At 75.3% G+C, this 18367-nt stretch carries 21 protein-coding genes; 8 read left to right on the top strand and 13 right to left on the bottom strand.

The window, feature by feature from the left end; genetic code table 11:
• Positions 1 to 35: 35 nt before the first annotated feature.
• The gene (locus tag OG617_RS22455; RefSeq protein ID WP_405094982.1) at positions 36 to 968 is read left to right on the top strand and encodes a pseudouridine-5'-phosphate glycosidase; all 933 of its coding nucleotides are present in this window, start codon (positions 36 to 38) and stop codon (positions 966 to 968) included.
• A complete protein-coding gene (locus tag OG617_RS22450; protein ID WP_405094981.1) occupies positions 965 to 1864 on the top strand; it encodes a carbohydrate kinase family protein in 900 nt (299 codons plus the stop codon). The genes OG617_RS22455 and OG617_RS22450 overlap by 4 nt, the downstream gene beginning before the upstream one ends.
• Positions 1865 to 1995: 131 nt before the next feature.
• On the opposite strand, the gene OG617_RS22445 is transcribed toward OG617_RS22450, so the two are convergent.
• Positions 1996 to 2352 (bottom strand): DUF3099 domain-containing protein, encoded by a 357-nt coding sequence (locus OG617_RS22445; protein WP_396684798.1) that lies wholly within the window; start codon positions 2350 to 2352, stop codon positions 1996 to 1998.
• Between the two features lie 104 nt (positions 2353 to 2456).
• On the opposite strand from OG617_RS22445, the gene OG617_RS22440 reads away from it, so the two are divergent.
• Both OG617_RS22440 and OG617_RS22435 read left to right on the top strand, forming a co-directional pair.
• Positions 2457 to 2744: a hypothetical protein gene (locus OG617_RS22440; RefSeq protein ID WP_396673345.1), complete on the top strand. Its 288-nt coding sequence runs from the start codon at positions 2457 to 2459 to the stop codon at positions 2742 to 2744.
• Positions 2745 to 2756: 12 nt separating this feature from the next.
• Positions 2757 to 3068, top strand: coding sequence for a hypothetical protein (locus OG617_RS22435; protein ID WP_405094980.1), 312 nt, complete (start codon positions 2757 to 2759; stop codon positions 3066 to 3068).
• A gap of 18 nt (positions 3069 to 3086) precedes the next feature.
• Here OG617_RS22435 and OG617_RS22430 read toward each other — a convergent pair whose 3' ends face one another.
• The 3 genes from OG617_RS22430 to OG617_RS22420 form a co-directional block, all read right to left on the bottom strand.
• Entirely contained in the window at positions 3087 to 4007 is a 921-nt protein-coding gene (locus OG617_RS22430; RefSeq protein ID WP_405094979.1) for a hypothetical protein, read from the bottom strand.
• The gene (locus OG617_RS22425; RefSeq protein ID WP_405094978.1) at positions 4007 to 4276 is read right to left on the bottom strand and encodes a hypothetical protein; all 270 of its coding nucleotides are present in this window, start codon (positions 4274 to 4276) and stop codon (positions 4007 to 4009) included. The genes OG617_RS22430 and OG617_RS22425 overlap by 1 nt, the downstream gene beginning before the upstream one ends.
• 306 nt (positions 4277 to 4582) lie before the next feature.
• A complete protein-coding gene (locus OG617_RS22420) occupies positions 4583 to 5167 on the bottom strand; it encodes an HhH-GPD-type base excision DNA repair protein (RefSeq protein ID WP_405094977.1) in 585 nt (194 codons plus the stop codon).
• 143 nt (positions 5168 to 5310) lie between these two features.
• On the opposite strand from OG617_RS22420, the gene OG617_RS22415 reads away from it, so the two are divergent.
• Together OG617_RS22415 and dtd are read left to right on the top strand one after the other, a co-directional pair.
• Positions 5311 to 6795, top strand: a complete 1485-nt coding sequence (locus OG617_RS22415) for a methyltransferase (protein WP_405103889.1) — start codon at positions 5311 to 5313, stop codon at positions 6793 to 6795.
• On the top strand, positions 6795 to 7217 hold the full coding sequence (dtd, locus tag OG617_RS22410; protein WP_405094976.1) for a D-aminoacyl-tRNA deacylase: 423 nt from the start codon (positions 6795 to 6797) through the stop codon (positions 7215 to 7217). Before OG617_RS22415 ends, dtd begins: the two co-directional genes overlap by 1 nt.
• A gap of 166 nt (positions 7218 to 7383) precedes the next feature.
• Here dtd and OG617_RS22405 read toward each other — a convergent pair whose 3' ends face one another.
• Positions 7384 to 8172, bottom strand: coding sequence for a sporulation protein (locus tag OG617_RS22405; RefSeq protein WP_405094975.1), 789 nt, complete (start codon positions 8170 to 8172; stop codon positions 7384 to 7386).
• 251 nt (positions 8173 to 8423) lie between these two features.
• Here OG617_RS22405 and sigB point away from each other — a divergent pair, with 251 nt between their 5' ends.
• Positions 8424 to 9428, top strand: a complete 1005-nt coding sequence (gene sigB / locus OG617_RS22400; protein WP_405094974.1) for an RNA polymerase sigma factor SigB — start codon at positions 8424 to 8426, stop codon at positions 9426 to 9428.
• Positions 9429 to 9577: 149 nt separating this feature from the next.
• Here the strand turns inward: sigB and OG617_RS22395 are convergent, their stop codons facing one another.
• The 3 genes from OG617_RS22395 to OG617_RS22385 form a co-directional block, all read right to left on the bottom strand.
• Positions 9578 to 12136, bottom strand: coding sequence for a GNAT family N-acetyltransferase (locus OG617_RS22395; RefSeq protein WP_405094973.1), 2559 nt, complete (start codon positions 12134 to 12136; stop codon positions 9578 to 9580).
• 29 nt (positions 12137 to 12165) lie between these two features.
• Positions 12166 to 13347 (bottom strand): acetoin utilization protein AcuC, encoded by a 1182-nt coding sequence (locus OG617_RS22390; protein WP_405094972.1) that lies wholly within the window; start codon positions 13345 to 13347, stop codon positions 12166 to 12168.
• 111 nt (positions 13348 to 13458) lie between these two features.
• Entirely contained in the window at positions 13459 to 14307 is an 849-nt protein-coding gene (locus OG617_RS22385; RefSeq protein WP_405094971.1) for a sulfurtransferase, read from the bottom strand.
• A 98-nt stretch (positions 14308 to 14405) separates the two neighbouring features.
• Here OG617_RS22385 and OG617_RS22380 point away from each other — a divergent pair, with 98 nt between their 5' ends.
• Positions 14406 to 15086: a metal-dependent transcriptional regulator gene (locus OG617_RS22380; RefSeq protein ID WP_405094970.1), complete on the top strand. Its 681-nt coding sequence runs from the start codon at positions 14406 to 14408 to the stop codon at positions 15084 to 15086.
• 75 nt (positions 15087 to 15161) lie between these two features.
• Here the strand turns inward: OG617_RS22380 and OG617_RS22375 are convergent, their stop codons facing one another.
• The 5 genes from OG617_RS22375 to OG617_RS22355 all read right to left on the bottom strand — a co-directional run bounded on the left by OG617_RS22375 (position 15162) and on the right by OG617_RS22355 (position 18330).
• Positions 15162 to 15713 carry a hypothetical protein gene (locus tag OG617_RS22375; RefSeq protein ID WP_405094969.1) on the bottom strand — a complete coding sequence of 184 codons (552 nt, stop codon included), beginning with the start codon at positions 15711 to 15713 and terminating at the stop codon, positions 15162 to 15164.
• 81 nt (positions 15714 to 15794) lie between these two features.
• Entirely contained in the window at positions 15795 to 16037 is a 243-nt protein-coding gene (locus tag OG617_RS22370) for a DUF5522 domain-containing protein (RefSeq protein WP_405094968.1), read from the bottom strand.
• 112 nt (positions 16038 to 16149) lie between these two features.
• Entirely contained in the window at positions 16150 to 17133 is a 984-nt protein-coding gene (locus tag OG617_RS22365; protein WP_405094967.1) for an asparaginase domain-containing protein, read from the bottom strand.
• Positions 17130 to 17786 carry a class I SAM-dependent DNA methyltransferase gene (locus tag OG617_RS22360; RefSeq protein WP_405094966.1) on the bottom strand — a complete coding sequence of 219 codons (657 nt, stop codon included), beginning with the start codon at positions 17784 to 17786 and terminating at the stop codon, positions 17130 to 17132. Before OG617_RS22360 ends, OG617_RS22365 begins: the two co-directional genes overlap by 4 nt.
• A gap of 49 nt (positions 17787 to 17835) precedes the next feature.
• Positions 17836 to 18330: a DinB family protein gene (locus OG617_RS22355; RefSeq protein ID WP_405094965.1), complete on the bottom strand. Its 495-nt coding sequence runs from the start codon at positions 18328 to 18330 to the stop codon at positions 17836 to 17838.
• Between the last annotated feature and the right edge of the window lie 37 nt (positions 18331 to 18367).

Genomic DNA, 18367 nt, shown 5'->3' with positions numbered 1-18367 from the left:
CAGGCCACCCGCGCGAGGGCCGTAACGTAGCGGACGTGAATAACTTCCACGTCCGTCTCGGCACCGAGGTGGCAGACGCCCTGCGTGAGCACCGCCCGGTGGTCGCCCTGGAGAGCACCATTGTGTCGCACGGCCTTCCCCGGCCGGACAACCTGCGGGTGGCCCGCGAGATCGAGCAGACGGTACGCGACGCCGGCGCGGTCCCGGCGACCATCGGCATGGTCAGCGGCCAGCTGGTGGTGGGGCTGGACGACGCGGAGCTGACCCGGCTCGCCACCGTCGACGGGGTGAGCAAGCTCTCCGTCCGCGATCTGGCGGTGGCCGCCGCGACCGGGGCGGACGGAGCCACCACGGTCGCCGCCACCAGCGCGGTGGCCGCCGCCGCGGGAATCGGGGTCTTCGCCACCGGCGGGCTGGGCGGGGTGCACCGGGAGGCCGCGCACACCTTCGACGAGTCCGCCGACCTGGGCACCCTGGCCCGGACTCCGATCGCGGTGGTCTGCGCCGGGGTCAAGTCGATCCTCGACGTGGGGGCCACCCTGGAGCGGCTGGAGACCCTCGGCGTCGCCTTCGTCGGCTACCGCACCCGGCGATTCCCCGGCTTCTACCTCACCGACGCCGGGTTCGACCTGGACTGGTCGGTCGACTCCCCGGAGCAGGTCGCCGACGTGCTGGCCGCCCGGGCCGGGCACGGCGTGCACCCCGGCGGGCTGCTCGTGGCCAACCCGCTCCCGATCGACGAGCAGCTCGACCCGGCCCTGCACGACCGGACGCTCACCGAGGGCCTGGCCCGGCTGGAGCGCGACGGGGTGACCGGCAAGGCCGTGACGCCGTACCTGCTGGCCCACTTCCACTCCGCCACCGCCGGCGCCAGCCTCGCGGTGAACGTGCGGATCATCCTGCGCAACGCCGACCTCGCCGCCCGGATCGCGGTCGCCGCCGCACGCCGCGGCGACTCCGCCGCATGACCGCTCCGGCCCGCGTCGTCGTCGTCGGCGACCTGATCACCGACGTGGTCGCGGTGCTCGGCGGGCCGCTGGCGACCGGCTCGGACACCCCGGCCGCCATCCAGATCGGCGGCGGCGGGCAGGCGGCCAACTCCGCCGCCTGGCTCGCCGCCCAGGGCGTCCCGGTGACCATGGTCGGCGCGGTCGGGGACGACGACGCGGGACGCGACCGGGTGGCCGAACTGGAGCGCGCCGGCGTGGACTGCGCGGTCGAGCGGCACCCGGGCCGCGCCACCGGCACCGTCATCGTGCTCACCGGCGACGGGGAGCGCACGATGATCACCGAGCGGGGCGCGAACCTGTGGCTCACCGCCGGGCACGTGGAGCGGGCCCTGGCCGGGGCGCCGGACGCGCGGCACCTGCACCTGTCCGCGTACTCCCTGCTCGACGACGGATCGCGCGGGGCCGGGTTGCGCGCGCTGGCCGCGGCGCGCGAGCGCGGGCTCAGCACCAGCGTCGACGCGGCGTCCGCGGCGCCGCTACGACGGGTCGGCGCGTCGGCCTTCCTGGCCTGGGTACGCGACGTCGACCTGCTCCTGGTCAACGCCGACGAGGCGGCCGTGCTGGCCGGCGGGCTGGACCCGGCGGCACAGGCCAGAGCGCTGTCGGCGACGGCGAGGCGGGTGGTCGTCAAGCGGGGCGCGGCCGGGGCGGTCTGGGCCGACCGGACGGCGACGGTCAGCGTCGCCCCGGCGCGGCGGGTGGCCGTGGCCGACGTCACCGGGGCCGGGGATGCCTTCGCCGCCGGGCTGCTGTCCGCCTGGCTGGCCGGGGCCCGGCCCCGGGAGGCGCTGGACCGGGCCGGCGACCTCGGCGCGCTGGCCGTCTCCACGGTCGGCGCCCGCCCCGCCTCCTGAGCCGCACCCTGGCCGGCCCCGCCTCGTGACCCGGACGCGGCCGGCCCCGCCTCGTGACCCGCACCCTGGCCAGCCCTGCCTCGTGACCCGGACGCGGCCGGCCCCGACGGGACGGGTCCCGGCCGGCCCGGTCAGGGCTCGGCGTCGATGACCTTGTACGGCCGCTCCTCGGCGGTCAGGCTCATCGGCGGGGTCTCGTCCCGGTTGCGAGGGTGGAACCGGTTGGCCAGCCGGTGCTGCTCCTTCGGCGGCCGGTCGTTGGCCAGCAGCACCGCCAGCCACGGGATGAGCACCATCCCGAGGCCGCACAGCGGCAGCCAGAGCCAGAGCATGGGGGCCTGCGCGCCGACCAGGATCGCGCCGACGATCACGCACGCCACCCGGACCGCCATCATCACGATGTAGCGCCGCTGCCGGCTGTTGAGCTGATCGCCCTGGCTGCGGGCCGCGTCGGTGATCAGGATCGGTTCGTACGCCTGACGCTTCACCAGGACCTCCAAGAGGGACTGCCCCCATCCTGTCACTCCCAGCCGCTGATCAGCGAAAATCGACTCATTCCGGTGCGTGTTACGCACGTGGTACGCTCCGCCTCGTGGGCAGCCGGTTCAGCTTCACCGACGAGGCGCTGGCCAACCTGCGCGTCTACGGCGTCACGCCTGGCGAGGTCTGGGAGGCGCTGCACAGCCCGCGCCGGGTCATCCGGCACCTCGGCGACGACGTGATGGTGGTCTACGCCGCGGCCCGCCACGGGCGGCGGCTGGCGGTACTGCTCGCCGAGGCCGACGGCGCCGACAACGACTGGGACGTCCTGTCCGCCCGGGAGTTGAGCGACATTGAGGCCAAGCGCTACGACGAGGCCGTTCGCAGATCCCGTCGATGAGGAGGCGTGACGATGAACCGCAACGACGCGACCAAGCAGTTCCACAGCGGCGACGACCGGCTCGCCGAGCTGATCGACTCCAGCCAGCCGGTGGAACTGCCCACCCCCGACACCGACGTGCCGATGGTCAGCCGCTCGGTGCGGCTGCCGCTGGAGACGTACGAGCGGGTTCGGGCCGCCGCCGACGCCCGCGGCATCGGGGTGACCACCCTGATGCGGCAGTGGATCGAGGCCGGCCTGACCGAGTTGGACGACTCGGCGACGGTCTCGCTGGCCGATGTCCGGCGCGCCCTCGCCGCGCTCTCCCGACCCACCGCCGCCTGAGTCGTCCGTCGCCGCGCCTCAGCCCATGAGCTGCCCGAAGGCGGCCCGCTCCGCGTCGCGCACGTACGTCCGCCCGGACGGGTACGTCAGCGTGGCGTGCAGGTCGCAGTCGCCCCGGTAGAACCATTCGACGTACGGCACGTCGGGCTGCGCCCGCAGGTGGGCCATGTTGTCCCGCATGGCCTGCGCGCAGACGGCCCCGTCCGGGTCGTACGGCGTCCCGTCGTCGAGGGTGGGCTTGCGCCTGATCCCCCACTCCGGGACCACCAGCGGCCTGCCGGCCCGCCTCGCCTGGGCGAGCGCGAACTCGTTGCGCTCGACCGGGGTGCGGTACCGCTCGTAGCCGGTGTCGTAGATGTCGAACCCCACCGCGTCCACCCCTGGGTAGCCGGCGACCACCCCGAAGTCTGCCCACCAGGACGCCTGCCGTCGGGCGGCGTACTCGGTGAACACCGGCACCAGCCAGACCTCGCGGCGGCGGGGGTGCCCGGCGAGCGCGCCGACCAGTTCCTGCCACTGCTGCCGGAACGCCGCCGGAGCCGGATCGCCCCCGGACTGCTGCTCCGGCTCGTGGTCGAGCGTCACCAGGTCCACCACCCGGCGACGGCTGGCCGGCCGGGCCGAGAGCCAGTCGCGGACGGCCGCCGCCGAGGTGCCGGCGGCCCAGTCCTTGAAGCTGTAGTGCAGCGCGCAGTCGACGGGTACCTGGGCGAGGAGCCCCGACCAGGACTCCAGGCCGACGCCGGGGCCGGAGTAGAGCCGCACCATCCTCGGGCGCGGGTACCGGGCGAGCATCGCCTGGATCGCGGCGACCGAGCTCTCCGGAGGTGTCCAGCCCAGGGCCGTCGGCGCCTCCACCCTGACCGCCGTGCTGACGGTGGTGGTGTTGCCCGCCGCGTCCGCCACCCGCGCGGTCAGGGCGACCGTACGGGTGAACATCAGACCCGGACCGAGAAGCGACCGGGCGCCGCCGGGTCGGCGACGATCGTCACGGCCGGATCGGTCGCGGTCAGCTCGAACTTCAGCGGGTCGCCGACGGTCAGCGTGGTGGTGGCGGTCGCCACGTGCCCGGCCACGTCGGTGACCTTCCCGGTCACGGTGACCGTACGGGCGTCCGGGTCGTAGGCGTCGATCACCACCTGGGCGGTCTGGCCGGGCTGAAGCGTGCTGGGGGTTGCGGTGATGGACCGGATGACGGGATTGGCCATGATGCCCTCCGGGGGCGGCTGCGGGCCTGAGCCCAGGCGATCGGGATCAGCCGCGGGCCGCCCACCATTCCCGGTGGACGCACCCGATCGGCAGGCCCGTGCCGTCGCGCGCCGGACGACCACCCGCTGCGCCGTTGCGGCGGGATGGGCGTCGCCCGATGCCCGCTGCTCTGGTTGCAGAATGCCACGTCAGCGCCCCTACGGGTAGCCACCGACGGGACGGGCCCACCCGGCCCCGCCCCGCCCACGCCCGGCCCCGCCCGTCGCCGCCATCGCACGGGCCGACGAGCCGGCGGCGGGGTTGCGTCAACCCTTCGCAGCCTTCGCCTCCGCCTTCATCCGCTGCTTGTACTCCCGCACCCGGCGCAGCGACTCCGGGTCGGTGACGTCGGCGACCGACCGGTACGCGTCGGCGTCGCCGTACCCGCCGGCCGCCTCTCGCCAGCCGTCCGGGGTGACGCCGAACCGCTTGCCGAGCAGGGCGAGGAAGATCTGCGCCTTCTGCCGGCCGAACCCGGGCAGCCCGGCGATCCGGGCCAGCAGCTCCCGCCCGTCGGTGGCGTCGGCCCAGAGCCGGGCGGCGTCCCCGTCGTACCGGTCCACCAGGGTTCGGCACACCTCCTGCACCCGGGCCGCCATCGCCTTCGGGAACCGGTGCAGGGCCGGTGGCCGGGCGAAGAGCGCCACCAGCTCGTCCGGGTCGTACCCGGCCAGCTCGCGGGCGTCCGGCTCGTGCCCGAGCCGCTGCACCAGCACGTACGGCGAGGAGAACGCCTTCTCCATGGGGACCTGCTGGTCGAGCACCATGCCGAGCAGCAGGGCCAGCGGGCTGCGCTCCAGCAGCCGGTTGGCCTCGGGGTCGATGGGGAGCGAAACCGTCATGCCGTCCATCCTCCCCGCTGCGGGCCCGGGGACGACGGCGACTCCCCGGGACGCGTCGCGAGGCCGGCGCCCGAGCCGCGCCCGCTCCACTGCGGGCGGATTTGCGGGCGGCGGTGACGGGTCGCCCGGGCGCGGAGGGCAGGATGGGCAACGTGGACGAACACGACATGCTGCTCTCCCCCGCCGGCGTCGAGGCGCTCCGGACGGCGCTGACCCGCGCCGCGTACACCTCGAACGGGATCGCCGACCGGCTCGGCCCGCAGGCCACCGGCGGGGCGGCCCGAAACGACTTCCGGGCCGCGCTGCGGGCCACCGAGGACCGCGACCCGCTCAGCACGCTGATCCGGGTGTTCATCTGCGACCAGACGGAGCCGGAGGCCGCGGTGGCCGCCGCGCTCGCCCCGCTGACCGTCGCGGAGGCGCTGACCGGGGGCCTGGTCGAGCGGCACGGCGACGGCCTGCGCGCCGGCGTGGACCTGGAGCCGTACGGGGACGACTGGTGGGTCCTCGCCGACCTGCCGGCCAGTTCCCGGCCGGGCCGGCCGCTGCACTCCGAGCACGTGCTCGGCATCGGCGGGGCGACCCAGACGCTGATCGGGGCGGCCGTGCGGCGGCCGGTGGAGACCGCGCTCGACCTGGGCACCGGCTCCGGGGTGCAGGCGCTGCACCTGTCGACCCACGCCCGCCGGGTCACCGCCACCGACCTCTCGCGGCGGGCGCTGCGCTTCGCCGCCACCACCGCCGCGCTCAACGGCCAGGACTGGGAGCTGCTGCGCGGCGACATGGTCGCCCCGGTCGCCGGGCGCCGGTTCGACCTGGTGGTCAGCAACCCGCCGTTCGTGGTCGGCCCCGGCACCACCACCCACATCTACCGGGACTCCGGCCGGGCCGGCGACGCGATCGGGTCCGAGCTGGCCGCCGCCGCCCCGGGCCTGCTCACCGAGGGCGGCACCATGCAGTACCTCGCCAACTGGGTGCACGTGACGGGCGAGGACTGGGGCGAGCGGGTGTCCGGCTGGTTCGCCGGCACCGGCCTGGACGCCTGGGTCGTCCAGCGCGAGGTCGCCGACCCGATGGCGTACGTGAACCTGTGGCTGACCGACGTGGGCGAGGCGGCCGACCCGCACCGGATGGCAGCCTGGCTGGACTGGTTCGACGCGCACAAGGTGGAGGCGGTCGGCTTCGGCATCGTCTCGCTGCGCCGCGCCGGGCACGCCGACCCGGTGGTCCGGGTCGAAGACCTGCGGCAGCGGGTGGAGCCGCCGATGGGCGACCGGATCGCCGCCTGGTTCGACCGCCAGGACTGGCTGCGGACACGCGACACCGAAGGGCTGCTCGCCGAGCGCTACCGGGCCGCCGAAGGGCTCCAGCTCCGCCAGGAGGCCACCATGGGCGACGAGGGCTGGGCCGTGGACCGGCAGGTCCTCGCCATGCCGCACGGGCTGCGCTGGACCGAGGAGATCGACCCGTTGGTGCTGGCCCTGGTCGGCGGCGCGAACGGCCGGTTGTCGCTGCGTGACCAGCTCGCGCTGCTCGCCGCCGCGCACGACGTGGCGGCGGAGGAACTGGCCGAGGCTGCCGGCCCGATCGTGGCACACCTGGTGGAGCGCGGCATCATCGAGCCGGTCACCGCCTGATGCGGGCGGTGGTGCAGACGGTCGGCCGGGCCAGCGTCACGGTCGACGGCGAGGTCGTCGGCGAGGTCACCGACGGGCTGCTGGTGCTGCTCGGGGTGACCCACACCGACACCCCGGAGACCGCGCGGACCATGGCCCGAAAGGTCCACGAACTGCGCATCCTGGACGACGAGCGCAGCGCGGCGGACACCGGTGCCGGCATCCTGGTGGTCAGCCAGTTCACCCTCTACGGCGACGCCCGCCGGGGCCGCCGGCCGAGCTGGACCGCCGCCGCCCCGGCAGAGGTGGCGGAACCCCTGGTAACGGCGGTCGTCGAGGCGCTACGCGAGCGCGGCGCCCCGGTAGCAACGGGCCGCTTCCGCACCCACATGCTGGTGGAAAGCCTCAACATAGGCCCCCGCACCCTCCTCCTAGACCTCTAACCCACCCAACCCTCACCCCACCCAACCCTCACCCCACCCACCCCGCTCCCACCCCGCCCACCCCGTTGATCAAGAGGTTTGCGTCGTCCGGAGCCCGGAGCCTGACGTAAACCTCTTGATCAACTGTGCGCCAGGGCGGGTCCGGGGGTGGGGGTGGGGGTGGGGGTCAGAAGAATAGGCCGCGGCGTTGGATGGACTGGCGGAGCCAGCCGTCGAGCTGGGCGGCCCAGTCCGTGTTGTGTGCCGTGGCGTGGGGGACGGTGAAGCGGCCGAAGGCATCCCGGCCCTCGGTGAGGACGCCGCCCCGCTTGTCGATCTCCAGCACCACCTGCACCTGCTGCGGGTCGGTGACGAAGGTGACCTCCAGCTGGTTGATCGCCCGGGCGTACTGCGGCGCCGGGTAGAACTCGATCTCCTGGTAGAACGGCAGGGTCTGCCGTACCCCGTAGATGTGGCCCCGCTCGTTGTCGGCGCGGGCGAACCGGAAGCCCAGCCGCAGCAACGCCTCCAGCAGCGCCTCCTGGGCCGGCAGCGGGTGCACCGCCACCGCGTCCAGGTCGCCCTTGTCCACCGCGCGGGCCACCTCCAGCTCGGTGCGCAGGCCCATCGTCATCCCGTGCAGGTGCTGCCCGTACAGCTCGGTCAGCGGCGTCTCCCACGGCACGTCGAAGCGGAAGGGCACGTCGTAGCGCTGCCCCGGCTCCAGCCGGAACGCCCCCGTCAGTTGGCGGCGCTGGAACTCCTGGGTGGTCTCGTAGTCGTTGTCACCGCTCTCCACCTCGACCCGGGTGACCAGGCCCAGCGCGACATACTCGACGTCCACCGGGTGCTCGCCGCCGGCCACGTGGACGGTGCCCTCCAACTGCCCGCCGGGGCGGCAGTTCGGGTTCGCCAGGATCGTCTCCACCGACGGGCCGCCCACACCCATCGCCTGCATGAGCCGCTTGAAGACCACGACACCCTCCAGTCTCTCGGCGGTCGGTCGCCGCAGCGACCGACCGTGTGACCGGCCAGGACGGCCGACCGCTGGCACGGTAACCGGGGTCGGCAAGCCGCAGGCGCGCGGACACCCCTATTATCCGTGTCGGTTCCCCGATCGCCTCACTCCCGTTTCACGCCCGACTTGCCAGAGTGTGTGTCACCGGCGCCACTGGGCCGGCAAGACGGCACCGACGTGGACACGGGAGAACAGAGATGGTCCTGCAGATGACCGAGAACCAGATCGGCCCGGCCGTCACCACCGACGCCGAGTTCGGCACCGACACCCTGACCGACCTGGACGCCACCGACGAGCGCGGCATCTCCACGGACCTGGTCCGGGCCTACCTCAACGGCATCGGGCGCACCAAGCTGCTCACCGCCGCGCAGGAGGTCGAGCTGTCCCGCCGGATCGAGGCCGGGCTCTTCGCCGAGGAGAAGCTGGCAACCTGCACGCCGGTGTCCACCGAGCTGCGGTCCGACCTGGAGCTGATCGTCTCCGAGGGCCGCGCGGCCAAGGACCACCTGCTCGAGGCGAACCTGCGCCTCGTCGTCAGCATCGCCAAGCGGTACACCGGCCGGGGGATGGCGTTCCTGGACCTGATCCAGGAGGGCAACCTGGGCCTGATCCGGGCGGTCGAGAAGTTCGACTACACCAAGGGTTTCAAGTTCTCCACGTACGCCACCTGGTGGATCCGGCAGGCGATCACCCGGGCGATGGCCGACCAGGCCCGCACCATCCGCATCCCGGTGCACATGGTCGAGCAGGTCAACCGGATGGTCCGGGCCCGCCGCGAGTTGGCCGTCACGCTGGGCCGCGAGCCCACCGTCGCCGAGGTCGCCAGGGCCATGGGCGTCCCCGAGTTCCAGGTCATCGAGCTGATCTCGTACGACCGGGAGCCGGTCAGCCTCGACCAGGCCGTCGGCGAGGACGGCGAGAGTGCCCTCGGCGACTTCGTCGCCGCCGTGGACCCGTCCGCCCGGCCGGGTGAGGCCGCCGCCGACGGCGAGCTGCGCAACGAGGTCCGGATCGTGCTGGCCACCCTGTCCCAGCGGGAGCAGGCCGTGATCCGGCTCCGGTTCGGCCTGGACGACGGTCGGCAGCGCACCCTGGACGAGGTGGGCAGGGAGTTCGGCCTGTCCCGGGAGCGGATCCGGCAGATCGAGAAGGTGACGCTGCTGAAGCTGCGCGCCCCGGAGCGGGCACAGCGCCTGGAGGCGTTCGCCTGCTGAGCGGTCGCGTCGCAAGGAGGGGCCCTGGCGGTTCGCCGGGGCCCCTCGCGCGTGGGCGGCGCCGCCGATTCCCCACCTGACGGCCCGTCATGCTCAACCGGCCCCTCGCGTATGGCCGGCGCCCGCCCGGACCCCGGCGACGCTGCCCCTCACAGCCGGCGGGGGCCGGTGTCGGGGCGGGCGCCGGCGGTGCCGGTACGGACGGTGGCGTGCAGCACGGAGACTCCGTCCGGGCGGGCCAGCACCGGGTTGAGGGTGAGGGAGCGGACCCGGGGCTGCTCGTCGGCGAGCCGACCGACCCGCAGCAGCAGCTCCGCCAGGGCCGCCCGGTCCACCGGGGCCGCCCCGCGGTACCCGCGCAGCAGCGGCGCGGCCCGGGGCGCGTCGACCAGCTCGGCGGCGTCGGAGTCGGTCAGCGGCACCGCCCGCCAGGCCCGGTCGCCGAGCAGCTCGGTGGCGACGCCGCCGAGGCCGAACCCGACCACCGGCCCGAACGCCGGGTCCTCCACCAGCTCCACCACACAGGGCACTCCGGACGGGACCATCGCCTGCACCAGGACGTCCGCGCCGAAGGCCGCCGCCATCTCCGCGTACGCCCGGCGGAGGGCCGGCTCGTCGGCCAGGTCGAGGCGGACCGCGCCCAGGTCGAGGCGGTGCCGCAGCCCGGCGGCGGCGGCCTTCAGCGCCACCGGCCAGCCGAGCGTCCCGGCGGCGGCCACCGCCTCGTCGGCCGAGCGCGCCGGCGCGGAGGGCACCACGTCGATCCCGTACGCGCCGAGCAGGCCTGCCGGGTCGGCGCCGTCGGCCCGCAGCGCGGCCTGGGCGGCGGCGGGATCGATCCGGGGCAGCTCGGGCAACACGCCGGGCGGGCGACGCAGCCACTCGGCGTACGTCGTGACCCGGCCCAGGGCACGCACCGCCTCCTCCACGCTCGGGTACGCCGGCACCCCGGACGGGGGCCGACCGGTGAGGAACGTGGCCACCACCGGCCGGCCTGCGCCGAGCGCGCCGGGCAGGGCGGCTGCGAAGTCGGCCTCGGGGTCGGTGAGCTGCCCGGGCAGCGGCGGGGCGAAGACCACGACGAGGGCGTCCACGCCGTCGTCGGCGGCGGCGACGCCGAGCGCTGCGGCGAACTCGGCCGCCCCGGCCTGGGGCCCCACGTCGGACGGATAGCCGGCGGCCACGGTCAGCCCCTGCGCGGCGCACGCCGTGGCGGCCAGGCCGGTCAGCGCCGAGGAGTTGCCCACCACACCGACCCGCCGGCCGGCCGGCAGCGGCTGGTGGGCCAGCAGCACGCCGACGTCGAGCAGCTCGGCGACGGTGTCCACCCGGATCACCCCGGACTGGGTGAACAGGGCGCTGACCGCGACCGCGTCCGGGCCGGGGGCGTCGGCGTTCAGCCCGGGCGGGCGGGCCGGGGAGGCCAGCGCCACCACCGGCTTGTCCCGGCCGATCCGCCGGGCCAGCCGGGCGAACTTGCGCGGGTTGCCGAACGTCTCCAGGTACAACATGATCACGTCGGTGCCGGAGTCGTCCTGCCAGTACTGGAGCAGGTCGTTGCCGGAGACGTCGGCCCGGTTGCCGGCCGAGACGAAGCTCGAAACGCCCAGGCCCCGCCGGTGCGCCTCGGCTAGCAGGGCCACCCCGAACGCCCCGGACTGGCTGAAGATGCCCACCCGGCCGGGCGCCGGCAGCGCCGGGGCGAGGGTCGCGTTGAGGCGCACCGCCTCGTCGGTGTTGGCCACGCCGAGGCAGTTCGGGCCGATGACCCGCATGCCGGCGGCGTGCGCCGCGCGGACCAGGGCCCGCTGGGCCGCCGCGCCAGCCGCGCCTGCCTCGGCGAAGCCGGCGGAGATCACCACCAGGCCGTGCGCGCCGGCCGCCGCCGCGTCGGCCACCACCGCGCCGACCGCCTCCGGGGCCACCGCGACCACCGCCAGGTCGATCGCCGGGCCGGCGTCGACCGCCGAGGGGTACGCGGGCAGCCCCGCGACCGTCGCCGCGCTCGGGTGCACGGGCACCACCGCCCCGGTGAACCCGCCGTCGCGCAGGTGCCCGAGCAGCGCCGCGCCGACACCCTGGCCGGTGGCGCTGGCCCCGTACACGGCGACGCCCCGGGGGGCGAGCAGCCGGGCGATGGAACGCGCCTCGGTGCGGTGCTCCCGGCCGCGCTGCACCTCCAGCGTCTGTTCCGTCGGGGCGATCGGGAAGCTCAGGTGCACAACGCCGTCGGCGTACTGGCGCTGGACCTGGTAGCCGAAGTCGGCGAAGACCCTCAGCATCGCCCCGTTGGCCGGGAGCACCTCAGCGACGAAGCGCACGATCCCGGCCCGCCGGGCGGCGTCGGCCAGGTGCTCCAGCAGCACCGAGCCGATCCCCCGGCCCTGGTAGGCGTCCTCCACCACGAACGCCACCTCGGCCTCGGGGGCCTGCGGGCCGAGCCGCTCGTACCGGCCGACGGCGACGATCCGGTCGGCGGCCAGCACCACGAACGCCTCCCGGTCCCGGTGGTCGACCACCACGAACCGCCGCAGGTCCCGCTCCGGGATCCGCGGGTACGGCGAGAAGTAGCGCAGGTAGCGGGTGCGCTCGGAGAACCGCGAGTGCATCGCCACGATGCCCGGCGCGTCGTCCGGGCGGATCGGCCGCAGCCCGACGGTCGCGCCGTCGCTGAGCAGCACGTCCACCGGCTGGTCGACAGTGGTCACGCCTTCGGTCCCTCCCCGGGTGCGTCGGCTCAGTCGCGCGGGTCGTACGGATCGAGCCCGAGCAACGGGAACACCGCCTTGCGGGTCGCCGCGACGGCCCGGTCCACCGAGTTCGGCTCGCCCGTCGGCTGCCACGGCTCGTACGCCGGGTCGACGTCGTCGGTCATCCGCAGCGGCACCTCCCGCCCGGGGCGGCGCTCGGCGGCCAGCCGCCGCCAGCCCGGCGGGGTCGGCGTGGCCGGGTCGACCGGGTCGCCGGTGGCCACCGCCAACAGGTGGGTCCACGCCCGTGGCACCACCTCGACCAGGGCGTACCCGCCGCCGCCGGTGGCCACCCAGCGGCCCTCGCACAGCTCGTCGGCGAGCGCCCGCAGGGCGACGTAGGTGGCCCGCTGCCCGTCGACGGAGAGGAGCAGGTCGGCGAGGGGGTCGATCCGGTGCCCGTCGGCGCCGCACTGGGTCACCAGGATCTGCGGCCGGAACGCGCGCAGCACCGACGGCACGATCGCGTGGAACGCGCGCTGCCAGCCGGTGTCGTCGACGCCGGGCGGCAGCGGCACGTTGACGGCGCTGCCCTCCGCGCCAGGGCCGCCGGTCTCGTCGGGGAAGCCGGTGCCGGGGAACAGGGCCAGCGGGGTCTCGTGCAGGCTGACCGTGAGCACCCGGGGATCGTGGTAGAAGATCTCCTGCACGCCGTCGCCGTGGTGCACGTCCACGTCCACGTACGCGACCCGCTGCGCACCGAGGTCGAGCAGTCGGGCGATCGCGACCGCGGGGTCGTTGTAGACGCAGAAGCCGGCGGCCCGGTCCGGCATGGCGTGGTGCAGCCCCCCGGCCACGTTGACCGCGCGTCGTGCCTCGCCCCGCCAGACCGCCTCGGCGGCGGCAACGGTGGCCCCGGCGATCAGCGCGCTGGACTCGTGCATCCCGGCGAAGACCGGGTTGTCGGAGGTGCCCAGCCCGTAGCCGGCGAAGAGCGGGTCGCGGGGGGCGATCCGCACCGCGTCCAGGTAGCGCGGGTCGTGCACCCGGGTCAGCAGGGCGTCGTCGGCCGGCTGGGGGGCGACCAGTCGAACCCCTGGCCGGTCGAGGACGCCCAGCTCACGGGCGAGCGCGACGGTCAGCTCCACCCGGACCGGATCGAGCGGATGGTCACCCATGTCGTAGGCGAGCAGGGCCTCATCCCACACCACCACAGTGTCCTCGGACATGGGCCCATCGTCGCACGAGCACCGGCGGTCGCCCATCGAACGCGCTGCCCCTGCGGCCGGTGTCGGCCGAGGTGGGAGCGACGACCCGGGGCGGGCAGACAGCCCGGGCGGTCAGCCGCCGGTGGCGACGGGGCGGGACGGGTCGGCGACCCAGTTGCTCCACGACCCCACGTAGAGCGCGGCGTCCGGGCGGCCGGCGAGGTGCAGGGCGAGCACGGCCTGCGCGGCGGTCACCCCGGACCCGCAGTACGCCCCGACCGGTGCGGCGTCGGTGACCCCGGCTGCGGCGAACCGGTCCCGCAGCACGGCTGCGGCGGGGAACCGCCCGTCCGGGTCGACGTATCCGCCGGCGGGCAGGCTCACCGCGCCCGGGACGTGCCCGGCGACGGGGTCGATCGGCTCGGTCTCGCCCCGGTAGCGCGCCGCGGCCCGCACGTCGAGCAACACCCCGGAGCCGGCGGCGGCGAGCGCGGCGGCGGCGCCGGTGTCCAGCACCGGCAGCTCCCCCGGCCGGACCGGCACGTCGCCGGGCGACGGGGCGGGGACCTCCGTGGACACGGGCAGGCCGGCGGCCACCCAGGCCGGGAAGCCGCCGTGCAGCAGCCGCACCGGCCGGTGCCCGGCCCAGCGGAGCGTCCACCACGCCCGGGCGGCGGCCACCCCGTCGCCGCCGTCGTACACCACGACGGGGTGACCGGCGCGGACCCCGGCGGCCCGCAGCGCGGCCTGGAGGGCGGCGGGGTCGGGCAGCGGGTGCCGACCGGCGGCGCCGGGCGGCCCGCACAGGTCGGTGTCGAGGTCGACGAAGACGGCACCGGGAAGGTGACCGGCGGCGTAGTCGTCGCGGCCGGGCGGGCCGGCGAGCCGCCAGCGGACGTCGAGCAGGGTGGGCGGATCGGCGTGATCGAGCTCGGCGGCGAGCCGGTCGGCCTCGACCAGCGGTTCCTCGGTACCGGACATGACGTCCAGTCAACACCATCCGGGCGGCCACCTCGCGATTCGCCGGAGAGCGTTGTCCACGGCGCGGGGTAGCATCGACCTCCTGGAGGTCCGCTGACGTGAATGACCTGGTCGACACGACCGAGATGTACCTTCGCACCATCCTTGAACTCGAAGAGGAGGGTGTGCCGCCGCTGCGTGCCCGCATTGCCGAACGGTTGAGCCAGAGCGGCCCCACCGTCAGCCAGACCGTCGCGCGGATGGAGCGCGACGGGCTGCTCACCGTCGAGGGTGACCGGCACCTGACGCTGACCGCGCTGGGCCGCAACGCCGCCGTTTCCGTGATGCGCAAGCACCGGCTCGCCGAGCTGCTGCTGGTCAACGTCATCGGGATGCCCTACGAGGAGGCCCACGAGGAGGCCTGCCGGTGGGAGCACGTGATGAGCGACGCGGTGGAGAAGCGGGTCTACGACCTGCTCAACCGACCGACCCGCTCGCCGTACGGCAACCCCATCCCGGGCCTGGAGGAGCTGGGCACCCCGGAGACGCCGGCCGACGGCACCGAGGGCGAGCGCAACCTGGCCTTCCCCGGGCTGTCCGGCCCGGTGGTGGTGCGGCGCATCTGCGAGAGTGTGCAGACCGACTCCGACGTGCTGCGCCAGCTGCACGCCGCCGGGGTCGACCCGGGCGCCACGGTGACCGTGGCCCAGGAGCGCGACGGCGTCTTCATCAACCGCTCCGGCGATCGGATCCGGCTGCCCCGCGAGGTCGCCTCCCGGGTGTTCGTCGCCGGTCGCTGACGCCCCAGCCCCAGCCCTGACCCTGACGCGCCCGGTCGGTGTCCGGTCGGCCCCACGCCGCCGGCCCGCCCGGGCTCACAGCGCCCGGGTGTCGACCGTCTGCGCCAGGCCGACGAGCCGTTCCGCCAGCTCGTCGGCGGCGGCGCGGTCGGTGCCCTTCGGCAGCGTCCAGCGCAACGTGGCGAGCCGGTCGTCGGCGGCCAGCCAGCCGACCTCGGCGACCGGCCCGTGGCCGTCGGCGGCGGAGGCGGTCCGCCGGTAGCCGGCCTGGCCCAGCTTGCTGACCTTCCGGGCCCCGCCCGGCCGCACGTCGGCGGTGAAGCCCGCCACGTCGATCGAGGTGTCGCTGACGGTGAGCGCCAGCTCGGGCAGCAGCGCGCGCTCCGCCCGGACCACGCAGGTGTGCGTGTCGCCGCGCGAGCTGGACGCCGCCACGTCGAACCGTTCCCCGGTGTGCTCCTCGATCACCGCGAAGTCGAGCAGCCGGCACGCGCCGCCCGAGGAGGCCGCCGGCACGTCGAGCACGACCGGCTCGACCCGGGGCACCGCCACCGGCTCGGGATCCTGGGCGGCGCACCCCGACACCACCAGCGCCGCAACGCCCGCGAGGCAGATCCGACCGCGCACGCCCCACCTCCACCATCCCCGGCGGGCTCCCGCCGGTTGTCGTCGGACACCGTACGGGCTGCCCGCGTCGGACGGAAGCCCTCAGTCGGTCACGTACGGGCAGTGTCGGCAGCCGCGCCCGCAACAGGTGCCCCGGCGGGCCAGGAAGCCGGCGGTGAGCACGAACAGCCCGGTGTCCGGGTCGGGGTAGCCGGCCTCCCCCGTGGCCAGCGCGGCGGCGTGCGCGGCGAGGATCCGCTCCCGGTGCGGGTGCTCCGGCGACAGCCGCGACGGGTGCGGCTCGGTCAACGGCCGGGCCGCCAACGGCCGCCGCTCTGCACTCACCGCGCCAGTGTAGGTACGTCGCCTACCGACCGACCCCCTACGGACCGCCCCGGCCTCCCGGCCGCCCGGCCAGCCGGCGGTCGGGTTCAGCCGGCCACCCGCCGGTCCGGGTTCAGCCGCGCCGGGCGAACTCGGCGGCGATCCCCGCCCGGTCCGCGCCCGCCGCGAGCAGCACCCGCAGCAGCACCTTCGCCTTGTACGGGTCGAGCAGCCCGCCGTTGACCAGCCCACGCCGCTGGAGGTCGGTCTCCGACCCCACCGCCCCGTACGTGTGCCGCAGCACCGCCCCGGCCCCGGTGCGCGAGGTGAGTACCACCGGCACCCGCTCCGCCAGTTCTCCGAGCACCGGGGCGAGCGCAGGCGGGACGTGTCCGACGCCGAACCCGGCCACGACCACCCCGTCCCGGCCCCGGAACAGGTTGGTGACGAGGTCGGTGTCCTCGTCGAGGGTGACGGTGTGCAGGGCCACCCGGACCGCGTCGAGCCGGTCGGCTTCCACCCCGGGCACCGGGGGCAGCCGACGCGGCCGGGTCAGCACCCGCACCTCCCCCTCGACGACGTGCCCGAGCGGCCCGGTGTTCGGCGAGACGAATGCCCCGGTGCTGGTGCTGTGCGTCTTGCGGACCCAGCGGGCGGCGTGCACCTCGTCGTGACACACGACCAGTGCCCCCAGGTCGCGGGCGGCCGGGGCGGCGGCCACCCGGGCTGCCGCGAGCAGATTCGCCGGGCCGTCCGCACCGGCGAGGGTGGGGTTGCGCATCGCGCCGGTGAAGACGAGCGGCTCCGGGTGTGGCCAGAGCAGGTCGGCCAGGAACACCGTCTCCTCCAGCGTATCGGTGCCCTGGGTCACCACCACCCCGGCCGCGCCGCCGGCCACCGCCGACGATGCCGCGTCGACCAGGTCCAGGATCTGCCGGTACGTGAGGTCCGCGCTGGGCACCGCCCGCGCGTCGCGTACGTCGATCGGATGGCCGAGGTCGGCGAGGCCCGGCACGGCGGCGACCAGGTCGGCCCCGACGAGCCGGGCGACCACCCCGCCCTCGGCGGACCCGGCCATCGCGATGGTTCCGCCGAGGGTGAACAGGACGACGGTCACCGCCCGGCCTCCCCACCGGGCCGGCGGACCAGCAGGTACGCCTGCGGGCCGCGCTCGTACCCCTCGGGCTCGCGGAGCAGGCGGGCGTGCACGGCGAACCCGGCCTCGGCGAGCTGCGCGGCGACCCGGTCCGGCGGCAGCCAGTGCACATCGTAGGAGACGGTGTGGCCGTACGCCTGCTCAAGGCGGATGCGCTCGTCGCCGGCCTTGAACGCGAGCAGCAGCTCACCGCCCGGGGCGAGCACCCGGTGGAACTCGGCGAAGACGCCGGGGAGCAGCTCCGGCGGCAGGTGGATGATCGAGTACCAGGCGACCAGGCCGGCGAGGCTGCCATCGGGCAACGGCAGGTCGGTCATCGACCCGACGGCGAAGCGCAGCCCAGGCCAGGTGTCCCGGGCGACCGCGACCATCCCCGGGGAGAGGTCGAGCCCCGCGACGTCCAGCCCCAGGTCGCGCAGGTGGGCGGTGATCCGGCCGGTGCCGCAGCCGACCTCGACGACCGGCCCCGCGTTGCCGACCAGCTCGGCGAAGGTGTCCAGCAGCGCCCGTTCCAGCGGCTTGCCCGCCAGCTCGCCGTGCACCAGTCGGGCGTAGTCGACGGCCACCGTGTCGTACGCGGCGCGGGTCTCCCGCAGCCATCCCGGTTCCCCCATGACCGGCCACCCTAGCGCGGCGGAACCGCCGTGGGGGCACCGGCGCGGGTCAGTCGGTCAGCACCAGCCACGTCCGGCCGTCGATCAGCTCCCGGGCGGCGTCGAGGTGCCCGGCGTGGCAGGCGGTCTCGGTGATCACGTGCAGGACCGTCCGGCGCAGGGTGTGCGGCGGCAGGCCCGGGAAGACCTCCTCCGGCCACCAGGCCGGGTCGGCGTCCAGGTCGGTGCCGGCGATCACCGCGTCGGCCAGCTCCGCCTCCCGCCGGTACAGGTCGAACACCGCTGCGGCCGGCGTCTCCGCGTCGACCCGCCAGGCGTCGGCCCCGGACTCCAGGTCGACGCGCTCGCCGGCGACGACGGCCCGGAACCAGAACCGCTCGACGTCGAGGGCGAGGTGGCGGACCAGCCCCAGACAGGACCAGCCGGACGGCAGCACCGGCCGGCGCAGGGCCTCCTCGGGAAGACCGTCCAGGGTGCCGAGCACGTGGTGACGCTGGGAGCGAAGCGCCGCCAGCAGCGCCGCCCGTTCCTCACCGTGGGACATCCGGGGCCTCCGTTTCCGCGGGTACGCGCGCCGTCAG

Source organism: Micromonospora sp. NBC_01412 (genome assembly GCF_045040215.1).
Lineage (GTDB): Bacteria > Actinomycetota > Actinomycetes > Mycobacteriales > Micromonosporaceae > Micromonospora > Micromonospora rubida.
This window is presented reverse-complemented; position numbering and strand designations above follow the sequence as displayed.